The sequence below is a fragment of the Streptomyces sp. NPDC093591 genome, from assembly GCF_044764885.1.
Lineage (GTDB): Bacteria > Actinomycetota > Actinomycetes > Streptomycetales > Streptomycetaceae > Streptomyces.
Map to the genome: position 1 here is coordinate 43,821 of NZ_JBIWIY010000018.1, position 13,330 is coordinate 57,150.

12 protein-coding genes are annotated in these 13,330 nt (G+C 69.9%); all 12 read left to right on the forward strand.

Annotated features, from left to right (window positions below):
• Positions 1 to 49: 49 nt before the first annotated feature.
• The 12 genes from ACIREI_RS33455 to ACIREI_RS33510 all read left to right on the forward strand — a co-directional run bounded on the left by ACIREI_RS33455 (position 50) and on the right by ACIREI_RS33510 (position 13,328).
• Positions 50 to 1,468 carry a terminase large subunit domain-containing protein gene (locus tag ACIREI_RS33455; RefSeq protein ID WP_403340940.1) on the forward strand — a complete coding sequence of 473 codons (1,419 nt, stop codon included), beginning with the start codon at positions 50 to 52 and terminating at the stop codon, positions 1,466 to 1,468.
• A 6-nt stretch (positions 1,469 to 1,474) separates the two neighbouring features.
• Positions 1,475 to 1,873 carry a DUF1360 domain-containing protein gene (locus ACIREI_RS33460; RefSeq protein ID WP_403340943.1) on the forward strand — a complete coding sequence of 133 codons (399 nt, stop codon included), beginning with the start codon at positions 1,475 to 1,477 and terminating at the stop codon, positions 1,871 to 1,873.
• A gap of 192 nt (positions 1,874 to 2,065) precedes the next feature.
• Positions 2,066 to 3,868, forward strand: a complete 1,803-nt coding sequence (locus tag ACIREI_RS33465; protein ID WP_403340946.1) for a hypothetical protein — start codon at positions 2,066 to 2,068, stop codon at positions 3,866 to 3,868.
• The gene (locus ACIREI_RS33470; RefSeq protein WP_403340949.1) at positions 3,843 to 6,752 is read left to right on the forward strand and encodes a hypothetical protein; all 2,910 of its coding nucleotides are present in this window, start codon (positions 3,843 to 3,845) and stop codon (positions 6,750 to 6,752) included. The genes ACIREI_RS33465 and ACIREI_RS33470 overlap by 26 nt, the downstream gene beginning before the upstream one ends.
• A gap of 193 nt (positions 6,753 to 6,945) precedes the next feature.
• Positions 6,946 to 8,706, forward strand: a complete 1,761-nt coding sequence (locus ACIREI_RS33475; protein ID WP_403340952.1) for a major capsid protein — start codon at positions 6,946 to 6,948, stop codon at positions 8,704 to 8,706.
• Positions 8,707 to 8,748: 42 nt separating this feature from the next.
• Positions 8,749 to 9,627: a hypothetical protein gene (locus ACIREI_RS33480; RefSeq protein ID WP_403340955.1), complete on the forward strand. Its 879-nt coding sequence runs from the start codon at positions 8,749 to 8,751 to the stop codon at positions 9,625 to 9,627.
• A gap of 10 nt (positions 9,628 to 9,637) precedes the next feature.
• Positions 9,638 to 10,315 carry a hypothetical protein gene (locus ACIREI_RS33485; RefSeq protein WP_403340957.1) on the forward strand — a complete coding sequence of 226 codons (678 nt, stop codon included), beginning with the start codon at positions 9,638 to 9,640 and terminating at the stop codon, positions 10,313 to 10,315.
• Positions 10,316 to 10,380: 65 nt separating this feature from the next.
• The gene (locus ACIREI_RS33490; RefSeq protein WP_403340960.1) at positions 10,381 to 11,064 is read left to right on the forward strand and encodes a hypothetical protein; all 684 of its coding nucleotides are present in this window, start codon (positions 10,381 to 10,383) and stop codon (positions 11,062 to 11,064) included.
• Between the two features lie 13 nt (positions 11,065 to 11,077).
• The gene (locus tag ACIREI_RS33495; protein WP_403340963.1) at positions 11,078 to 11,908 is read left to right on the forward strand and encodes a hypothetical protein; all 831 of its coding nucleotides are present in this window, start codon (positions 11,078 to 11,080) and stop codon (positions 11,906 to 11,908) included.
• Positions 11,905 to 12,402, forward strand: a complete 498-nt coding sequence (locus ACIREI_RS33500) for a hypothetical protein (protein ID WP_403340966.1) — start codon at positions 11,905 to 11,907, stop codon at positions 12,400 to 12,402. Before ACIREI_RS33495 ends, ACIREI_RS33500 begins: the two co-directional genes overlap by 4 nt.
• Positions 12,403 to 12,404: 2 nt before the next feature.
• The gene (locus ACIREI_RS33505) at positions 12,405 to 12,794 is read left to right on the forward strand and encodes a hypothetical protein (RefSeq protein WP_403340968.1); all 390 of its coding nucleotides are present in this window, start codon (positions 12,405 to 12,407) and stop codon (positions 12,792 to 12,794) included.
• Positions 12,795 to 12,836: 42 nt separating this feature from the next.
• Positions 12,837 to 13,328 carry a hypothetical protein gene (locus ACIREI_RS33510; RefSeq protein WP_403340971.1) on the forward strand — a complete coding sequence of 164 codons (492 nt, stop codon included), beginning with the start codon at positions 12,837 to 12,839 and terminating at the stop codon, positions 13,326 to 13,328.
• Positions 13,329 to 13,330 lie beyond the last annotated feature (2 nt).

Consider the following 13,330-nt stretch of genomic DNA (forward strand, 5'->3'; position numbering starts at 1 on the left):
CCGTCAACCTCCGGACGGCGCAGCGCCCAAGAGCGGCCACAATCCCCACATGACCACCGAGGACCGGGCCCACATCGCGCAGCGCGCCGCCGCCGCGCTCGGCGCCCTCCTCACCCCACGCTGGCAACCCCTCCCACACCAAATCCCACCGCCCGGGAACTGGTACGGCTGGCTACTGTTGGCAGGACGCGGCGCCGGAAAAACAGACGCCTGCGCCGAGTACGTCGCCCGCCACGTCGCCGGACCCCCCTGCCTGCCCGGACCAGTCCCACACTGGATCGGCATCATCGCCCCCACCCAAGGCGACGCCGTCACCGCCTGCGTCTCCGGCCCGTCCGGCATCAAAGCCCACGACCCCACCGCCACCGGCCCGATCACCACCGCAGGCGGCACCGTCGTACGGTGGGCGAACGGCTCCCAGGCCAAGCTCTACGGCGCCAACTCCCCGGAAGACGTCGAGCGCCTCCGCGCCGGCGGTAACACCTGCCTGGCCTGGCTGGAGGAGTTCGCCGCCTGGCGATACATGCAGCAGAGCTTCGACCAGCTTCGCTTCGGCCTGCGCTCAGGGCCGCGCCCGCACTGGGTCGCCTCCACCACCCCGAAGCCCAAGCTGCTGCTCAACCGGCTGAAGAACGGCGAGGTCCCCGGCGTGGTCACCACCCACGCCACCATGTACCAGAACCCGCACTTGCCCGAACACATCCGGCAGATGCTCGAGGACGCCTACGCAGGCACCGACCTCGGCGAGCAGGAACTCCTCGGCCAGATCCTCGACGAGGTGACCAACGCCTACTGGCGGCGCCATGCGCTGGCGGCCTCGCGGATGCAGCTGGACGCCGTGCCGGATCTGATCCGCCGGACCGTCGGCGTCGACCCGTCCGGCGGCGCCGGCGAGCAGGGCATCGTCGTGACCGCGAAGTCCGGGCTGATCCTTCCCGGGGTGCTGCCTGCCCCGCAGGCCGACCCCGAGGACCCGACGGTCCAGACCGCCGGCACGCCCAGGCCGCAGCCTCACGGGTTCGTCCTCGATGACCGGTCGTGCCAGCTGCCGCCGGAGGGCTGGGGTGAGCGGGCTGTGCGGGCCGCGATCGACTGGGAGGCGGACGACATCTGCGTCGAGGTGAACTATGGCGGGGACCAGGCGGTCGCGGTGATCCGTACGGCGATGGAGAAGGTCGGCGTGGACATCCCGATCCGGAAGGTGCGGGCGACGCAGGGTAAGGCGATCCGTGCCCAGCCGGTGGCGGCGTTGTCGGCGCAGGGGCGGTGGCATCACGCGGGGACGTTCCCGGAGTTGGAGGAGCAGTTGTGTACCTGGTATCCCGAACTCGGTTGGTCGCCGGACCGGTTGGACGGGATGGTGTGGGGTGGCTGGCACACGAAGCTGGTCGGAACGGTGCCGCGCGGGCAGGGCTCGTTGGGCGGAGATCTCGCCAGAAAGCAGATCGTCGGATCGCGGCTACGGTGACGGGCCATGGAGACATGGCTGCTGCTGATCATGCTGTCGCTCGCCACGTACCGGCTGACGCGGCTGGTGGTTGAGGACACGTTCCCGCCGGTGCTGTGGCTGCGGGATCGGCTGGTTGGAGGTTGGCGCCCGCTCACAGAGGCCGAGTGGGAGCACGTCCGTTCCAAAGGCGTGCCCTGGAAGACCCAGGCCATCGATGGGGTGGAGAACCGCTGGGTAGAGCGGAAGAAGTGGTCTCCGTACTGGCTGGCCGAGTTGCTGTCGTGCCCGTGGTGCGCGTCCGGCTGGGTCGCGCTCGCCTTGACGGCCGGAACGTGGGCGGTCGTTGGGCTGCCGGTGCCGCTGCTGGTGTGGTTCGCGGTGTGGGCAGCTGGCGCTCTGATCGCAGCACAGGACTGGGCATAGCGGCACAAGCAGGCGGCCACCTCCGCTACGATGGCCGCACGTCCTCACTGCTGCTGGCTCCAACCACACGCATTCGGGATCGGGTTGTTCACGGCCTCCTGTTGGCGCAGGGGGCCGTTCCCCTTTCCCCGGAATGATCTTCCCGGCCCGGTGCCTACCCTCCCTCGCAGACCGCGAGCAGGGAGCGACTACATGGCCTGGTGGCACGCCTTCACCCGACGCGGACCGCTGCCCACAGCCGCACCGCACGCCAGCGAACCCCAAGCCATCACCGCCGCCGCGGCCCCCGTCAAGGAACCCCGCACCGACCTCATCCGCCGCACCGACACCTGGCAGGAAGAAGCCTGGGGCTACTACGACGACCTCGGCGAATTCCGCTACGGCGTCGAATGGGTGTCCGCGATGCTCTCCCGCGTCCGCCTTTACGCCGCCAAGCTGGAACCCGGCGCCGACGAGCCCGTACGCGCCGACGCCGGAACCGCCGTCGACCTCATGACCACCCTCGGCGGCGGCGTCGGCGCCCAGGCGCAGCTCATGTCCGGGTTCGGCACGCAGCTCGCCGTCCCCGGCGAGGGCTACCTCGTCGGCGAGACCGTGAACGGCGTCGAGAAGTGGGCCGTCCGCAGCATCGACGAAGTCCGCGCTGCGCGCGGCCACTTCGAAGTCGTCGACGAGACCACATCGAACAACGGGATCAAGTGGCGGTCCCTGGGCAGCGACTCGCTCGTGACCCGGGTGTTCCGCCCGCACAAGCGGTGGCACTACCGCGCCGATTCGCCGGCCCGGGCCGCCCGCGGGAAGATGCGCGAGCTGGAGCTGATCAACCGGTACATCATGGCGCAGTTCCTGTCCCGGCTGGCCAGCGCCGGTGTCGTCCTCTTCCCAGACGAGGTGACGTTCCCGGCGAAGGAGGAGTTCGCTGACGCCGCCGACCCGTTCGTCGCGGAGTGGATCGACATCGCGGCGACCGCGATCCAGAACCCGGGCACAGCGTCCGCCGTTGTGCCGCTACCGATCAAGGTGCCCGCCGAGTACGTCGACAAGATCAAGCACCTCGACTTCACCCTCCAGCTCGACGAGAAGATCCTCGACAAACGCGAGTCCGCGATCAAGGGCCTCGCGACCATGCTGAACATGCCCGCCGAGGTACTCCTCGGCATGGGCGACGTGAACCACTGGGGAGCGTGGCAGCTCGAAGAGGGCGCGCTGAAGACGCACATCGCCCCGGAAGCCGAGCTGATCTGCCACGCCCTCACCACCGGCTATCTCCAGCCCCGCCTCAAGGCGTCAGGCGTGGAGGACTGGGCCCACTGGGTCGTCTGGTACGACATGTCCGAGCTGACGCTGCGCCCCGACCGATCGGACGACGCGATCCAGCTGTACGACCGGCTGGAGATCAACGGCGCTGCGCTGCGCCGGGAGACCGGCTTCGACGAGGCCGACGCCCCCACCGCCGAGGAACTGCGCGAGCAGGGGCTGAAGGTCATCATCAAGACGCTGCCGTCCGGCGGCCCTTCCGCGCTGTCCCTGCTCACCGGGCAGAAGGTGGAGATCAGGCCCGTAGCGCCCGAAACCGCCGCGTCACAGCAGCCATCGGGCGGCGATGAGGAACCGCCGCCAGAAGGCGAGCACGAGCCCCCGGACGCAGACGAGGCACGAGAAGCTGCGGCCAGGGCTCGGCAGGCGGCGGCCGAAGCACGGCAGGAACGCATGGTCCGACAGGCGCAGGCGCTGCACGCCGTACGGTTCGCGACCGGCCGGCCGCCCGAGCTCCTGCACCCGCAGCAGTGTTCGGAGCACGCGTACAGCTGCCCGTTCACCCACGCCGCGCTGAAGCTGCACAGCCTGCCTCGGCCGGGGACCAGCGGCGTGTATGAGGCGCGCCTTGACGCGTTCGGCCGGTTCACGATCGGCAAGCTCAGCCCGCTCATGGACACGAGCGGGTTCTTCTCGACGACTCGGAGCTCGAATGGTCACGCTCACAGCCGCGGCTGACGGCTCGCATCTCTCCGGCGCGATGATCGCCCTGATGCCGACGCCCGAGGATGCGGCACGGCTGGCGATCGAGGGCGGCGAGGACGTCGATCAGCTGCACCTGACGCTGTACTTCCTCGGCGACGACGGCGCCCAATGGAACGAGCGTGAGCGCGAGGAACTCATCAGCAACCTGCGAGCGGGCGTGGACGACTTCGTCAGCGGCCCCATCGAGGCACGCGTTTTCGGAGCAGCGCACTGGAACGCCAACACCGACAGCCCTTCCTGGGTCTGGAGCGTTGGCGACGACCGGGACGAGCGCGTCATCACCGCTTCGCTGGAACTCGCGCACACGCTCGCCATCGAGGCGCTGGAAGGGATGCACGATCACCCCGACCTGCCAGTGCAGCATGCGCCGTGGGTACCGCACATCTGCGCCGCCTATTCCGACGAACCTGAGCTCATCATCGAGTTGGAGGAGCGGCTCGGCCCGATCACCTTCGACCGCATCCGCGTCGCGTTCGCCGGGGACCACACCGACATCCCGTTGCCCGACGGCATCACCGCGGCGGCCGGCTCGTTGCGCCGGCAGCCCACCGAGCTGGAGACCCGCAGCCGCGCCGACTTCGCCGCCATGAACGACGCCTGGCACAAGGCCGTCGATGCCACCGTCGCCGACTGGGCCGACATCCAGGCCGCACAGCGCGAGCAGATCACCGCCGCCGTGCAGGCCGCGGCCGACGCCGACGACCTCGACCGACTCGACGAGTTCACCGTCGACACCGACGACGGCGCCACGCTGCTCATCGCCCGCATGATCGCCTACGCGCGGGAGGCGGGCGAAGCTCAGCAGGCCGAGGCCGAGGCGCAGGGCGTCACCGTGCCGGATTGGTCGCTGGACGACGAGGCACTCACCGCCGCCGCGATCCGCGACAAGCTGCGGCAGATCGGCCGTACGGCCGCCCGCGTCCTGGGCGTTGGCCTGGTGCAGTCGGCCGTCCGGCAGGCGATGCGGGTGTGGGGCTCAGGCTCGGCGTCGCAGGTCGCCGAGGCGGTCGACGAGCACCTCGCCGCCCTGTCGCAGGCCGCGGTCCAGGAGCAGATCGGCGCGGCGATGACCGCCGCACAGAACGAGGGCAGGTTCGCCGTCCTCGCCGTCGCACCGCCCGCGACGCACACGGCCACGGAGATCCTCGACAAGAACTCGTGCAAGCCGTGCCGGGACATCGACGGCCGTGAGTTCACCACTCTGGCCGAGGCGCGCGAGGCATACCCCACGGGCGGCTACACCAAGTGCCTTGGCGGCGCACGCTGCCGAGGCACGCTCGTCACCGTGTGGCCGCAGGACGGGGAGCAAGCAGCAGCCGGAATGATCTTGGCGGCGTCCGCGACCACAATGCCGCACCAGACCACCACGCAGGGAGGCGCCGTGCCGTACCGCACAGTGCAGGACCACCCGGACTGCGGTGCCGACACGCCGTGGGCCGTCGTCCAGACCGACACCGACGAACTCATGGGCTGCCACGCCAGCGAGGCCGACGCCGACAAGCAGCTGGCCGCTCTCGCCGCCGAAGAGGACGGCGCCAACGAGGAACCCGACGACGACCTCGACTACAGCGGGCAGACCGCCCCGTGGAAAGGCGTCCTCGCCGTCGAAGGCATCGTCACCGGCGACGGCCGCGAGTTCGCCCCCGAAGCCCTCACCTGGGCAGACCTCCCCGTGCCCCTCAGGTGGAACAAGGAGGACTCCCACGGAGGCGATGCCCGCACAATCGCTGTCAACGTTGGCCGCATCGACCGGATCTGGCGCGACGGCGACAAGATCATGGGCGCGGGAGTCCTCGACCTGTCCGACGACGACGGCCGCCGCGTCCACGCGAAGATCGAAGGGAAGTTCCTCCGCGGCGTCAGCATCGACGCCGACTCCATCGCCGACGCAGACGTCGAGTACGTCTTCCCCGACGACGTCAACGCCGGCACCGGAGAGGGCGACGAGGACGACCTGTTCGAGATGCTGTTCGCGCAGCCCGAAAAAGTCGTCTTCCACGGCGGCCGGATCCGCGCCGCGACCCTCGTCGACATCCCCGCGTTCGCTGAGGCCTACATTGCTCTCCTCGATGCGCAGGGTGCCGTCGTGGCCGGCGGGGTGCCGGTCACCGAAGCCGAGGTGGAAGCACTCTCCGCACCCGAGGAGGACGAGCCGGCGCCGAAGCCCCGTGCTCTGCACGTCGTGGCCGCCGGCGCCGAGCCGTGGAGGCCGCCGGCCGCCTGGTTCGCCGACCCCGGGCTGTCACTGCCGACACCGATCACGGTGACGGACGACGGCCGGATCTACGGGCACGCCGCGCAGTGGGGGTCGTGCCACATCGGGCAGGACGAGGTATGTGTGCAGCCGCCGCACGAGGACGCCCACCCGTACTACCGCACTGGTGAGGTCGTGTGCGCGGACGGCTCACGGGTGGCGGTCGGCCAGATCACGGTGGGCACGGGGCATGCACCGCTGCACTATGGGGCGTCTCCGGCGGCCGAGCACTACGACAACACCGGCGCCGCGGTCGCGGACGTGGCGGTGGGCAACGACGCGAACGGCATCTGGGTCGCGGGTGCGATCAGGCCGGGCGCGGATCCGTTGAAGGTGTACGAGCTGCAGGCCGCGGGCCAGGTCAGCGGGGACTGGCGGCGGATCGGCGGCCAGCTGCGGCTGGTGGGGCTCTTGGCCGTCAATGTTCCCGGTTTCCCTGTGCCCAAGATGCGGGCGCGGGTCGCGTCGGGTGAACCGCAGGCGCTGGTGGCGGCTGGTCGTCCGGTGGTGGCGTGGGGCCGCTCGCAGGCCGAGCTGGAGCGTGAGGCGGTGCGGATCGTGATGCGGATGCTGTCGCGCCGCGTACACCCTGGAGGGAGGTGAGCAACGTGTGCAGCTGCAATAAGAGGCGGCGTCCGGCGCCCCCGCCGCCGCCCCCTCCGAGCCTCTGACCTTTAGGTATATCGGACCGGTGAACGTATTTGACGTTTGCCGGTCCGTATGCTATTGCGCTAACCTCCCGCGAAAGGGCGCCAACTCGACGGGCGCACAACCCCTCTTCGCAACGGAGGACCACGTGGCAGCCGAAGAGCTCTTCAGTGCCCCGTCCGATCTCACCCTCGCGTCCGACGCAGACCTTGCCGACCTCGAAACGCGAGCCGTCGCCGAGTTCGAGCGCGTCAACGCCCTCGACAACGTCGACCCCGACACGCTCGCCTACGCGATGCGTCTCACCGACGACCTCGACAGCATCCGCGCTGAGCTCCGCGTCCGCGAAGTCCGCGCCGAGCAGGAGACACAGCGCCAGCAGGCCCGCGTCGCCGACCAGCTCTCCCAACTCCAGGCCCGCGTCCACGGCGCACCCGCCGCGCAGGCCGCCGCCGAACAGGCCACACAGGTCGACCCCGAAGCCATCGCACAGGCCACCGCGCAGGGCGTCACCGCAGCACTGTCCGCGTTCATGATGGACCGCAAGGGCGGCACCGTCCGCCCCGAGGAGATCGCCCGCCGGGCAACCGCCTCCCTCGCCGAGACCGCCCGCCACGCACCCCAGCCGAAGGTGCCCCAGCAGCGGCTCGCCATCACCGCATCCGTCGACATCCCCGGCGTCGCCCACGGCGGCGAACTCGCCACCTTCGACTCCGTCGTCGACGTGGTGTCCCGCAAGGCCAAGTCCATGCCGGTCACCCGCGGCAACCCGAACTACCAGACCGTCGCGAGCATCCGCAACGAGTTCTCCCACACCGTCGACGACCGCACCACCCCCGCCCAGGTCGAGGAACTCTTCCGCTTCCTCACCCGCCGCGAAGGCGACGCCGAGGCCCTCGTCGCGGCTGGCGGCTGGTGCGCGCCGTCGGAGATCCGCTACGACTTCTTCAACATCGCCTGCTCGTCCGGGCTGATCGACCTGCCGACGTTCGGAGTCACCCGCGGCGGCGTCCAGTTCCCCGTCTCCCCGAGCCTCGCGGACGCCGTCGACTCCGTCGCCTTCGCCCCGTTCGCCGAGGAACTCAGCGTCACCTCCGTGCCGTGGCTGTGGACCGAGGCCGACGACATCGCCGCCGCCACCGGATCCCCGACGAAGCCGTGCGTGCGCGTGCCGTGCCCCGAGTTCGACGAGGCCCGCCTGGAGGTCTACGGCATCTGCCTGACCGCAGGCAACTTGGCGAACGACGCCTATCCCGAAGCCACGCAGAACATGATCCGGCTGCTGATGGCCGCGCACGACCACGCCGTCAACGCCCGCCTCATCGCCCAGATGCTCAACCTGTCCACCGCGGCGATCAGCATCAGCGGCGGCGCCGTCACCGACGCGGCCGCACCCCGCATCTTCAACGCCGCAGCACTGGCCGCCGTCGACACCCGCGAGCGCTACGGCATGTGCCTCGACGACGTCCTGGAAGTCGTCCTCCCGCAGTGGGTGCGAGAGGTCATCCGCGCCGACCTCGCCTGGAAGGCCGGAGTCGAACTCCTCGCCGTGTCCAACGCCGAGATCGACGGCTACTTCCTGGAGCGCAACGTCCGCCCCCAGTGGGTCGACGACTGGCAGGTCCGCGGCTCCGGCCAGTTCGGCCACTCCACCGCGATGACCGCGTGGCCGACCACGGTGGACTTCCTGATGTACCCGGCCGGCACGTTCGTCCACGGCAACGGGATGAGCCTCGACCTCGGCGTGGTCCGCGACTCCGTGCTGAACGAGACGAACGACCACACCGCGGCCTGGTCCGAGGAGGCGCACCTGGTGGCCCGCGTCGGCCACGAGTCCCGCCGCTACCGGGTCGGCTTCAACGTCAACGGCTCCACCAGCGCCCTGCACACGGGCACCGTCCGGGTCTGACCCAGTCCCGTGACACGAACTGAGGAAGGGTGGTGAGCGCCGATGGCACGCCAACTCATCGACCTGCCCGCGGTGTTCACCCCCCTGCCGCACGGGCTGTGGGACACCATCCAGACCCCCGGCACAGACGGCCCGCACTGGCAGAACGGCGTCACCTGGATCGAGCGCTGCCCGACCGGTGACACCACCTACGACGAGTGCCTGTCCGTCACCGGCACCGGCGCCCCGCCGGAACCTCCCGCCAAGACACCCAACGTCACACAGGAGTCTCGCGGGGCAACGCCGTTCACCGTGGTCGCCGAGTTCCAGTGCACGCCGATCGGCCTCGGCGACGCGCAGTCCATCGCACAGGACGCCCTGGATCGCGTCGAGCAGCACCAGCTGGAGAACGCGTTCTGGACCGGCGTCGCCGCCGACCAGGCCGTCGTGTTCCCGCACCTCGCCGCCGATACGGAGGTCCTCGACGGTGAGGTGGTCTTGCAGACCACGGCTTCCCCAGTCGTGACCGGCGCCGACGTGGCGGCCGCGCTCGGCGCGCTGGAGCAGGAACTCGCCAACTGCTACAAGGGCCAGGGCCTGATCCACGTCCCCCGTACGGCGCTGCCGACTCTGGCCGCGTGGAAGCTCGCGCGCCTTGACGATGGCGGCCGGCTCGTCACGCCGAACGGCAACCTCATCGTCGCCGGGGGCGGCTATCCCGGCACCGGCCCGGACGGGGCTGCGCCGGCCGACGGCACGACGTGGATCTACGCCACCGGCGCCGCCTTCGGCTACCGCAGCAACGTGTACTTCACGCAGGTCCGTGACTCCCTGAACCGGGCCACCAACACCCTCCGCATGCAGGCCGAGCGGACTTACCTGATCGGCTTCGAGTGCTGCCTTTTGGCCGCGCACATCGTCCTGGGCGTGCCCACCGAGTAGGAGAAAGATCATGGCTACCCACTCCACGTGCGCCACCCCGATCAAGGGCACGCACATGCGGATCATCGAACTCGACGCGTGCGGTGTCCCAATCACCGGCACGGGCGGACAGGTGTCCGTGACCAAGGGCTTCGTCCAGGTGCAGATGGAGCCGCAGTACGAGGACGGCGTCGAGTTCTTCGAGCGGACGGCCGACGGCACGCCGTGCGTGAACCAAAAGGATGACCCCACACTCAAGAGGCTGAACCTGACCTCGCAGTTCTGCGAGATCAACACGTCGACGGCCGCGCTCATGATCTCCGCCCGTGAGCTGACCACCGGCACCCCGACGACCGGTACCGGGTTCGCTGTCGTAGAGGGCAACCCCGAGCGCCGCTACTCGCTGGAGGTCTGGCAGGAAGTCGCCGGAGCCGGGGCCTGCGATGCGTCCGGGCAGCAGCGCTACATCTACAACGCGTGGCCCAACGTCGGTGCGACCCAACTCGGCAGCTACACGATTGAGAACGGCCGCTCGACGCTTGAGACCACCAGCGAGACCCGCGCCCCGGCCACGCAGTGGCTGGACCTGGTGGGCGGCGACTACCTGCCCGCCGGATACGAGCTGGAACTCGACGAGCACTGGTTCTGGAACGTCACCACGACCGAGCCGCCGACGATCGCCTGCGACCCGACGACACTGGCCGCGTAGTACGCAGTTCACGAGCCCGGTCGCCTAACTACCGACCGGGCTCGCACGACCCCAGGAGGGGACAGATGGCGCTGGCGCAGTACAGCGAGCTGTTCTGGTTCCCCTCCGGGGAGTTGGCGGCGAGCGTCCCCGCCAGGGTGTTCGTCCACAACGCGAACACCCTGGCCACGCTGTATGCCGACGCGGGCGGTACGACGCCGCTCGCGAACCCGGTGAGCACGAGCGGCACGGGGCGCCTGGAGTTCTGGGCCGAAGAAGGCCGCTACTGGGTCCACATCGACAGCGAAGCCTTCGAGATCGCCGTAGGCGCAGCCGCGCAGGGCGCCACCCAGCAGGACATCGCAACCCACGCAGCGGCCAGCGACCCGCACGGCGACCGGGCCTACGCGGGCGCAACGTTCGCGACGATCGTCACCGTCACCGCGCTCACCGGTGACGTCCAGGCCATCGACGGGTTCGTGAACGACCTACTCACCCGCGTGCAAGCCATTGAGCAAGGCACCGCGTTCCTGGCCGGCGGGAACTTCACCGCACCGCTGCTGGTCCTCAATTCGCGCCTGGAGGTACGCGACGGCAGCGGCAACCCACTGCACCGGCTGGACGGCAACGCGAACACGGCCGGCTTCTTCGGGGCCACCCCGGTCGGGCGCCAGTCCGTGAGCGGCTCGTGGGCTGACGGCTCGGCCGGCGTCTCCCTCGCCGAAGCGCTCGCCACCCTCGGCCTGATCACCGACAACTCCACGCCGTGAAGGGAGGTGCACCATGCCCGTCATCAACCCGATCCTGAGCACGCCGACAGGCAGCGGCGGCATGCGCGGCCCGTGCGACGACTGGCCCGTTCAGTGGACATGCGAACTGTCCACCCTCAACCCGGCCGTCACCGGGATCGCCGTATCGACAGCGACCGAGACCCTGTACGCCCTGACCGGGATGCGGTTCGGCCTGTGCGAAGTCACCCTCCGCCCGTGCCGCGACGACTGCAGCGACGGCCGCTTCTACGACGACTTCGGGCCGCCGTGGACCGCACTGTACTGGCCGCAGCCCGCCCTGATCGGGGGCCTGTGGTTCAACCTCACGTGCGGCTCCTGCACTTCGGGCTGTTCGTGCGGGGAGGTGTCCGAGGTGCGGCTCCCGGCGCCGGTCTACGACATCACCGAGGTCGTCATCGACGGCGTCGTGCTGGCATCCTCCGCGTACCGCCTCGACAACAACCGGATCCTCGTCCGGACCGACGGCCAGCGCTGGCCGCGATGCAACGACCTAGCAGAGGACTCCGGGCCGGGCACGTGGTCCGTGACAGCCCGGTTCGGGGAGCCGCTGCCCGAGGGCGCAGCGCTGGCCATGGGTGAGTTGGCGTGCCAGTTCGCGAAGGCAGCCGATGGTGAGGACTGCCGCCTCCCCGCAGGCGTGCAGCAGCTCGTCCGGCAGGGCGTGACAATCTCCTACCCGGACGTGGGCGAGCTGTTCAAGAAGGGCCGCACGGGCCTGTATCTCGTCGATGCGTTCATCGCGACATGGAACCCGTACGGGCTGCGGCAGCGCTCGCGGGTGTACCGGGTGGATCAGCCGACCGTCCGGAGGGCCGGAACATGATCACAGGCGAGCTGAAGTGGTACACCGTCGCGGCCACCCTCGAAGCCGCGGTGTACGAGGCGCTCACCGACACACCCGAGCGGCACGGCGTCGTCCCCGGCGCCATCGCCTGGGATGCCTGCGACTGCGGCATGCTCGCCGTGTCCGTCGCGCAGGTCTACCCCAGCGAGGACTTCCCCGCCCCGCAGTCCACCCGGCTCGGTACCTGCGACGCCCCGTACGAGGTCGCCGAACTCGTCGTGCAGGTCATCCGCTGCGCCCCCAACGCCGAGGGGCAGAGCCTCTATCCCACCACCGAGGCGCTGGACGCCTCCGCTCGCAGCGTGGCCCGCGACGCCTACGAGACCCTGCGCGCCGTCTCGGTCAGGCTGTGCGAGATGAACGACGCCCGCGACATCAGCGACTTCCTCGTCCGCCCCCAAGTCACCCAAGGCCCGCAGGGCGGCTGCGTCGGATCCGAACTCCGCGCCCTTGTCTCCCTGCTGAGGAACTGACCATGGCCGCCACTCTGCGCATCGACTGGGCAGCCGTAGACCGCATGCTCAACTCGCCCGCCGGGATGGTCGGACGGGACTGCCAGCAACGCGCCGACCGTACCGCCGCCCAGGCCCGGCAGTTCGCGCCAGGCAGCATGAGCGAGCGCATCGCCCCTCCCATCGTGCAGCGCAGCAGCGCAGGCCCGTCGGCGGACATCATCGTCCGGCACCCGGCGGTCGGCTACGTCATCAACGGCACCGGCCTGTACGGGCCGAACGCCCGCAGGATCACACCCGTGCGAGCTCAGGCACTCCGGTTCGTGTTGAACGGGCGCATCGTGTTCGCCAAATCAGTGGCCGGCCAGAAGCCGAACGACTTCCTGAACAAGGCACTCCCGGCGGCCCTGTAACTCCGGAATGATCATGCGCGGGGCGAACCTACCGTCCCACCCATGACCGAGACCCTCACCCCGCCGAACGGCATCGCCGCCTTCGCTGCCGCCCCTCCACCGCCGGCTGCGGCCAAGGACTTCAGCCGCAAGCGCAAGCGGCTCCCCTTCACCATCGAGGGCGACACCTTCGAAGCCGCACCCGCGCTGCCCGGCGACGTGTTCGCCGAGTTCGTCACCCTCTACAACAACACCGGCGACACCGAGACCTACCAGCAGCAGCACGACCTGCTCAAGCAGGCCCTCGAACTCGCCCTCCTCCCCGAGTCCTGGCAGCGGTTCGCCGCCCGCCTGAAGGACAAGGAACGCCCGATCGACGACGACCAGATGTCCGACGTCGTCCTGTGGCTGCTGGAGGAGTACGGCATGCGCCCTACACAGCCGTCGCCGGACTCATCGGATGGGCCTGCCAGCCCGGAATCTGGCACCAACTCGACGGAGAGTACGCCGCCCGAGGCATCGACCTCGGTGACCTCCCAGCCGACCGCTTCCTGAAC

Bases quoted from the DNA above. Each gene is read 5' to 3' on its own strand.
- ACIREI_RS33455 (WP_403340940.1), top strand. From the start codon at position 50: ATGACCACCGAGGACCGGGCCCACATCGCGCAGCGCGCCGCCGCCGCG.
- ACIREI_RS33460 (WP_403340943.1), top strand. From the start codon at position 1,475: ATGGAGACATGGCTGCTGCTGATCATGCTGTCGCTCGCCACGTACCGG.
- ACIREI_RS33465 (WP_403340946.1), top strand. From the start codon at position 2,066: ATGGCCTGGTGGCACGCCTTCACCCGACGCGGACCGCTGCCCACAGCC.
- ACIREI_RS33470 (WP_403340949.1), top strand. From the start codon at position 3,843: ATGGTCACGCTCACAGCCGCGGCTGACGGCTCGCATCTCTCCGGCGCG.
- ACIREI_RS33480 (WP_403340955.1), top strand. From the start codon at position 8,749: ATGGCACGCCAACTCATCGACCTGCCCGCGGTGTTCACCCCCCTGCCG.
- ACIREI_RS33485 (WP_403340957.1), top strand. From the start codon at position 9,638: ATGGCTACCCACTCCACGTGCGCCACCCCGATCAAGGGCACGCACATG.
- ACIREI_RS33490 (WP_403340960.1), top strand. From the start codon at position 10,381: ATGGCGCTGGCGCAGTACAGCGAGCTGTTCTGGTTCCCCTCCGGGGAG.
- ACIREI_RS33495 (WP_403340963.1), top strand. From the start codon at position 11,078: ATGCCCGTCATCAACCCGATCCTGAGCACGCCGACAGGCAGCGGCGGC.
- ACIREI_RS33500 (WP_403340966.1), top strand. From the start codon at position 11,905: ATGATCACAGGCGAGCTGAAGTGGTACACCGTCGCGGCCACCCTCGAA.
- ACIREI_RS33505 (WP_403340968.1), top strand. From the start codon at position 12,405: ATGGCCGCCACTCTGCGCATCGACTGGGCAGCCGTAGACCGCATGCTC.
- ACIREI_RS33510 (WP_403340971.1), top strand. From the start codon at position 12,837: ATGACCGAGACCCTCACCCCGCCGAACGGCATCGCCGCCTTCGCTGCC.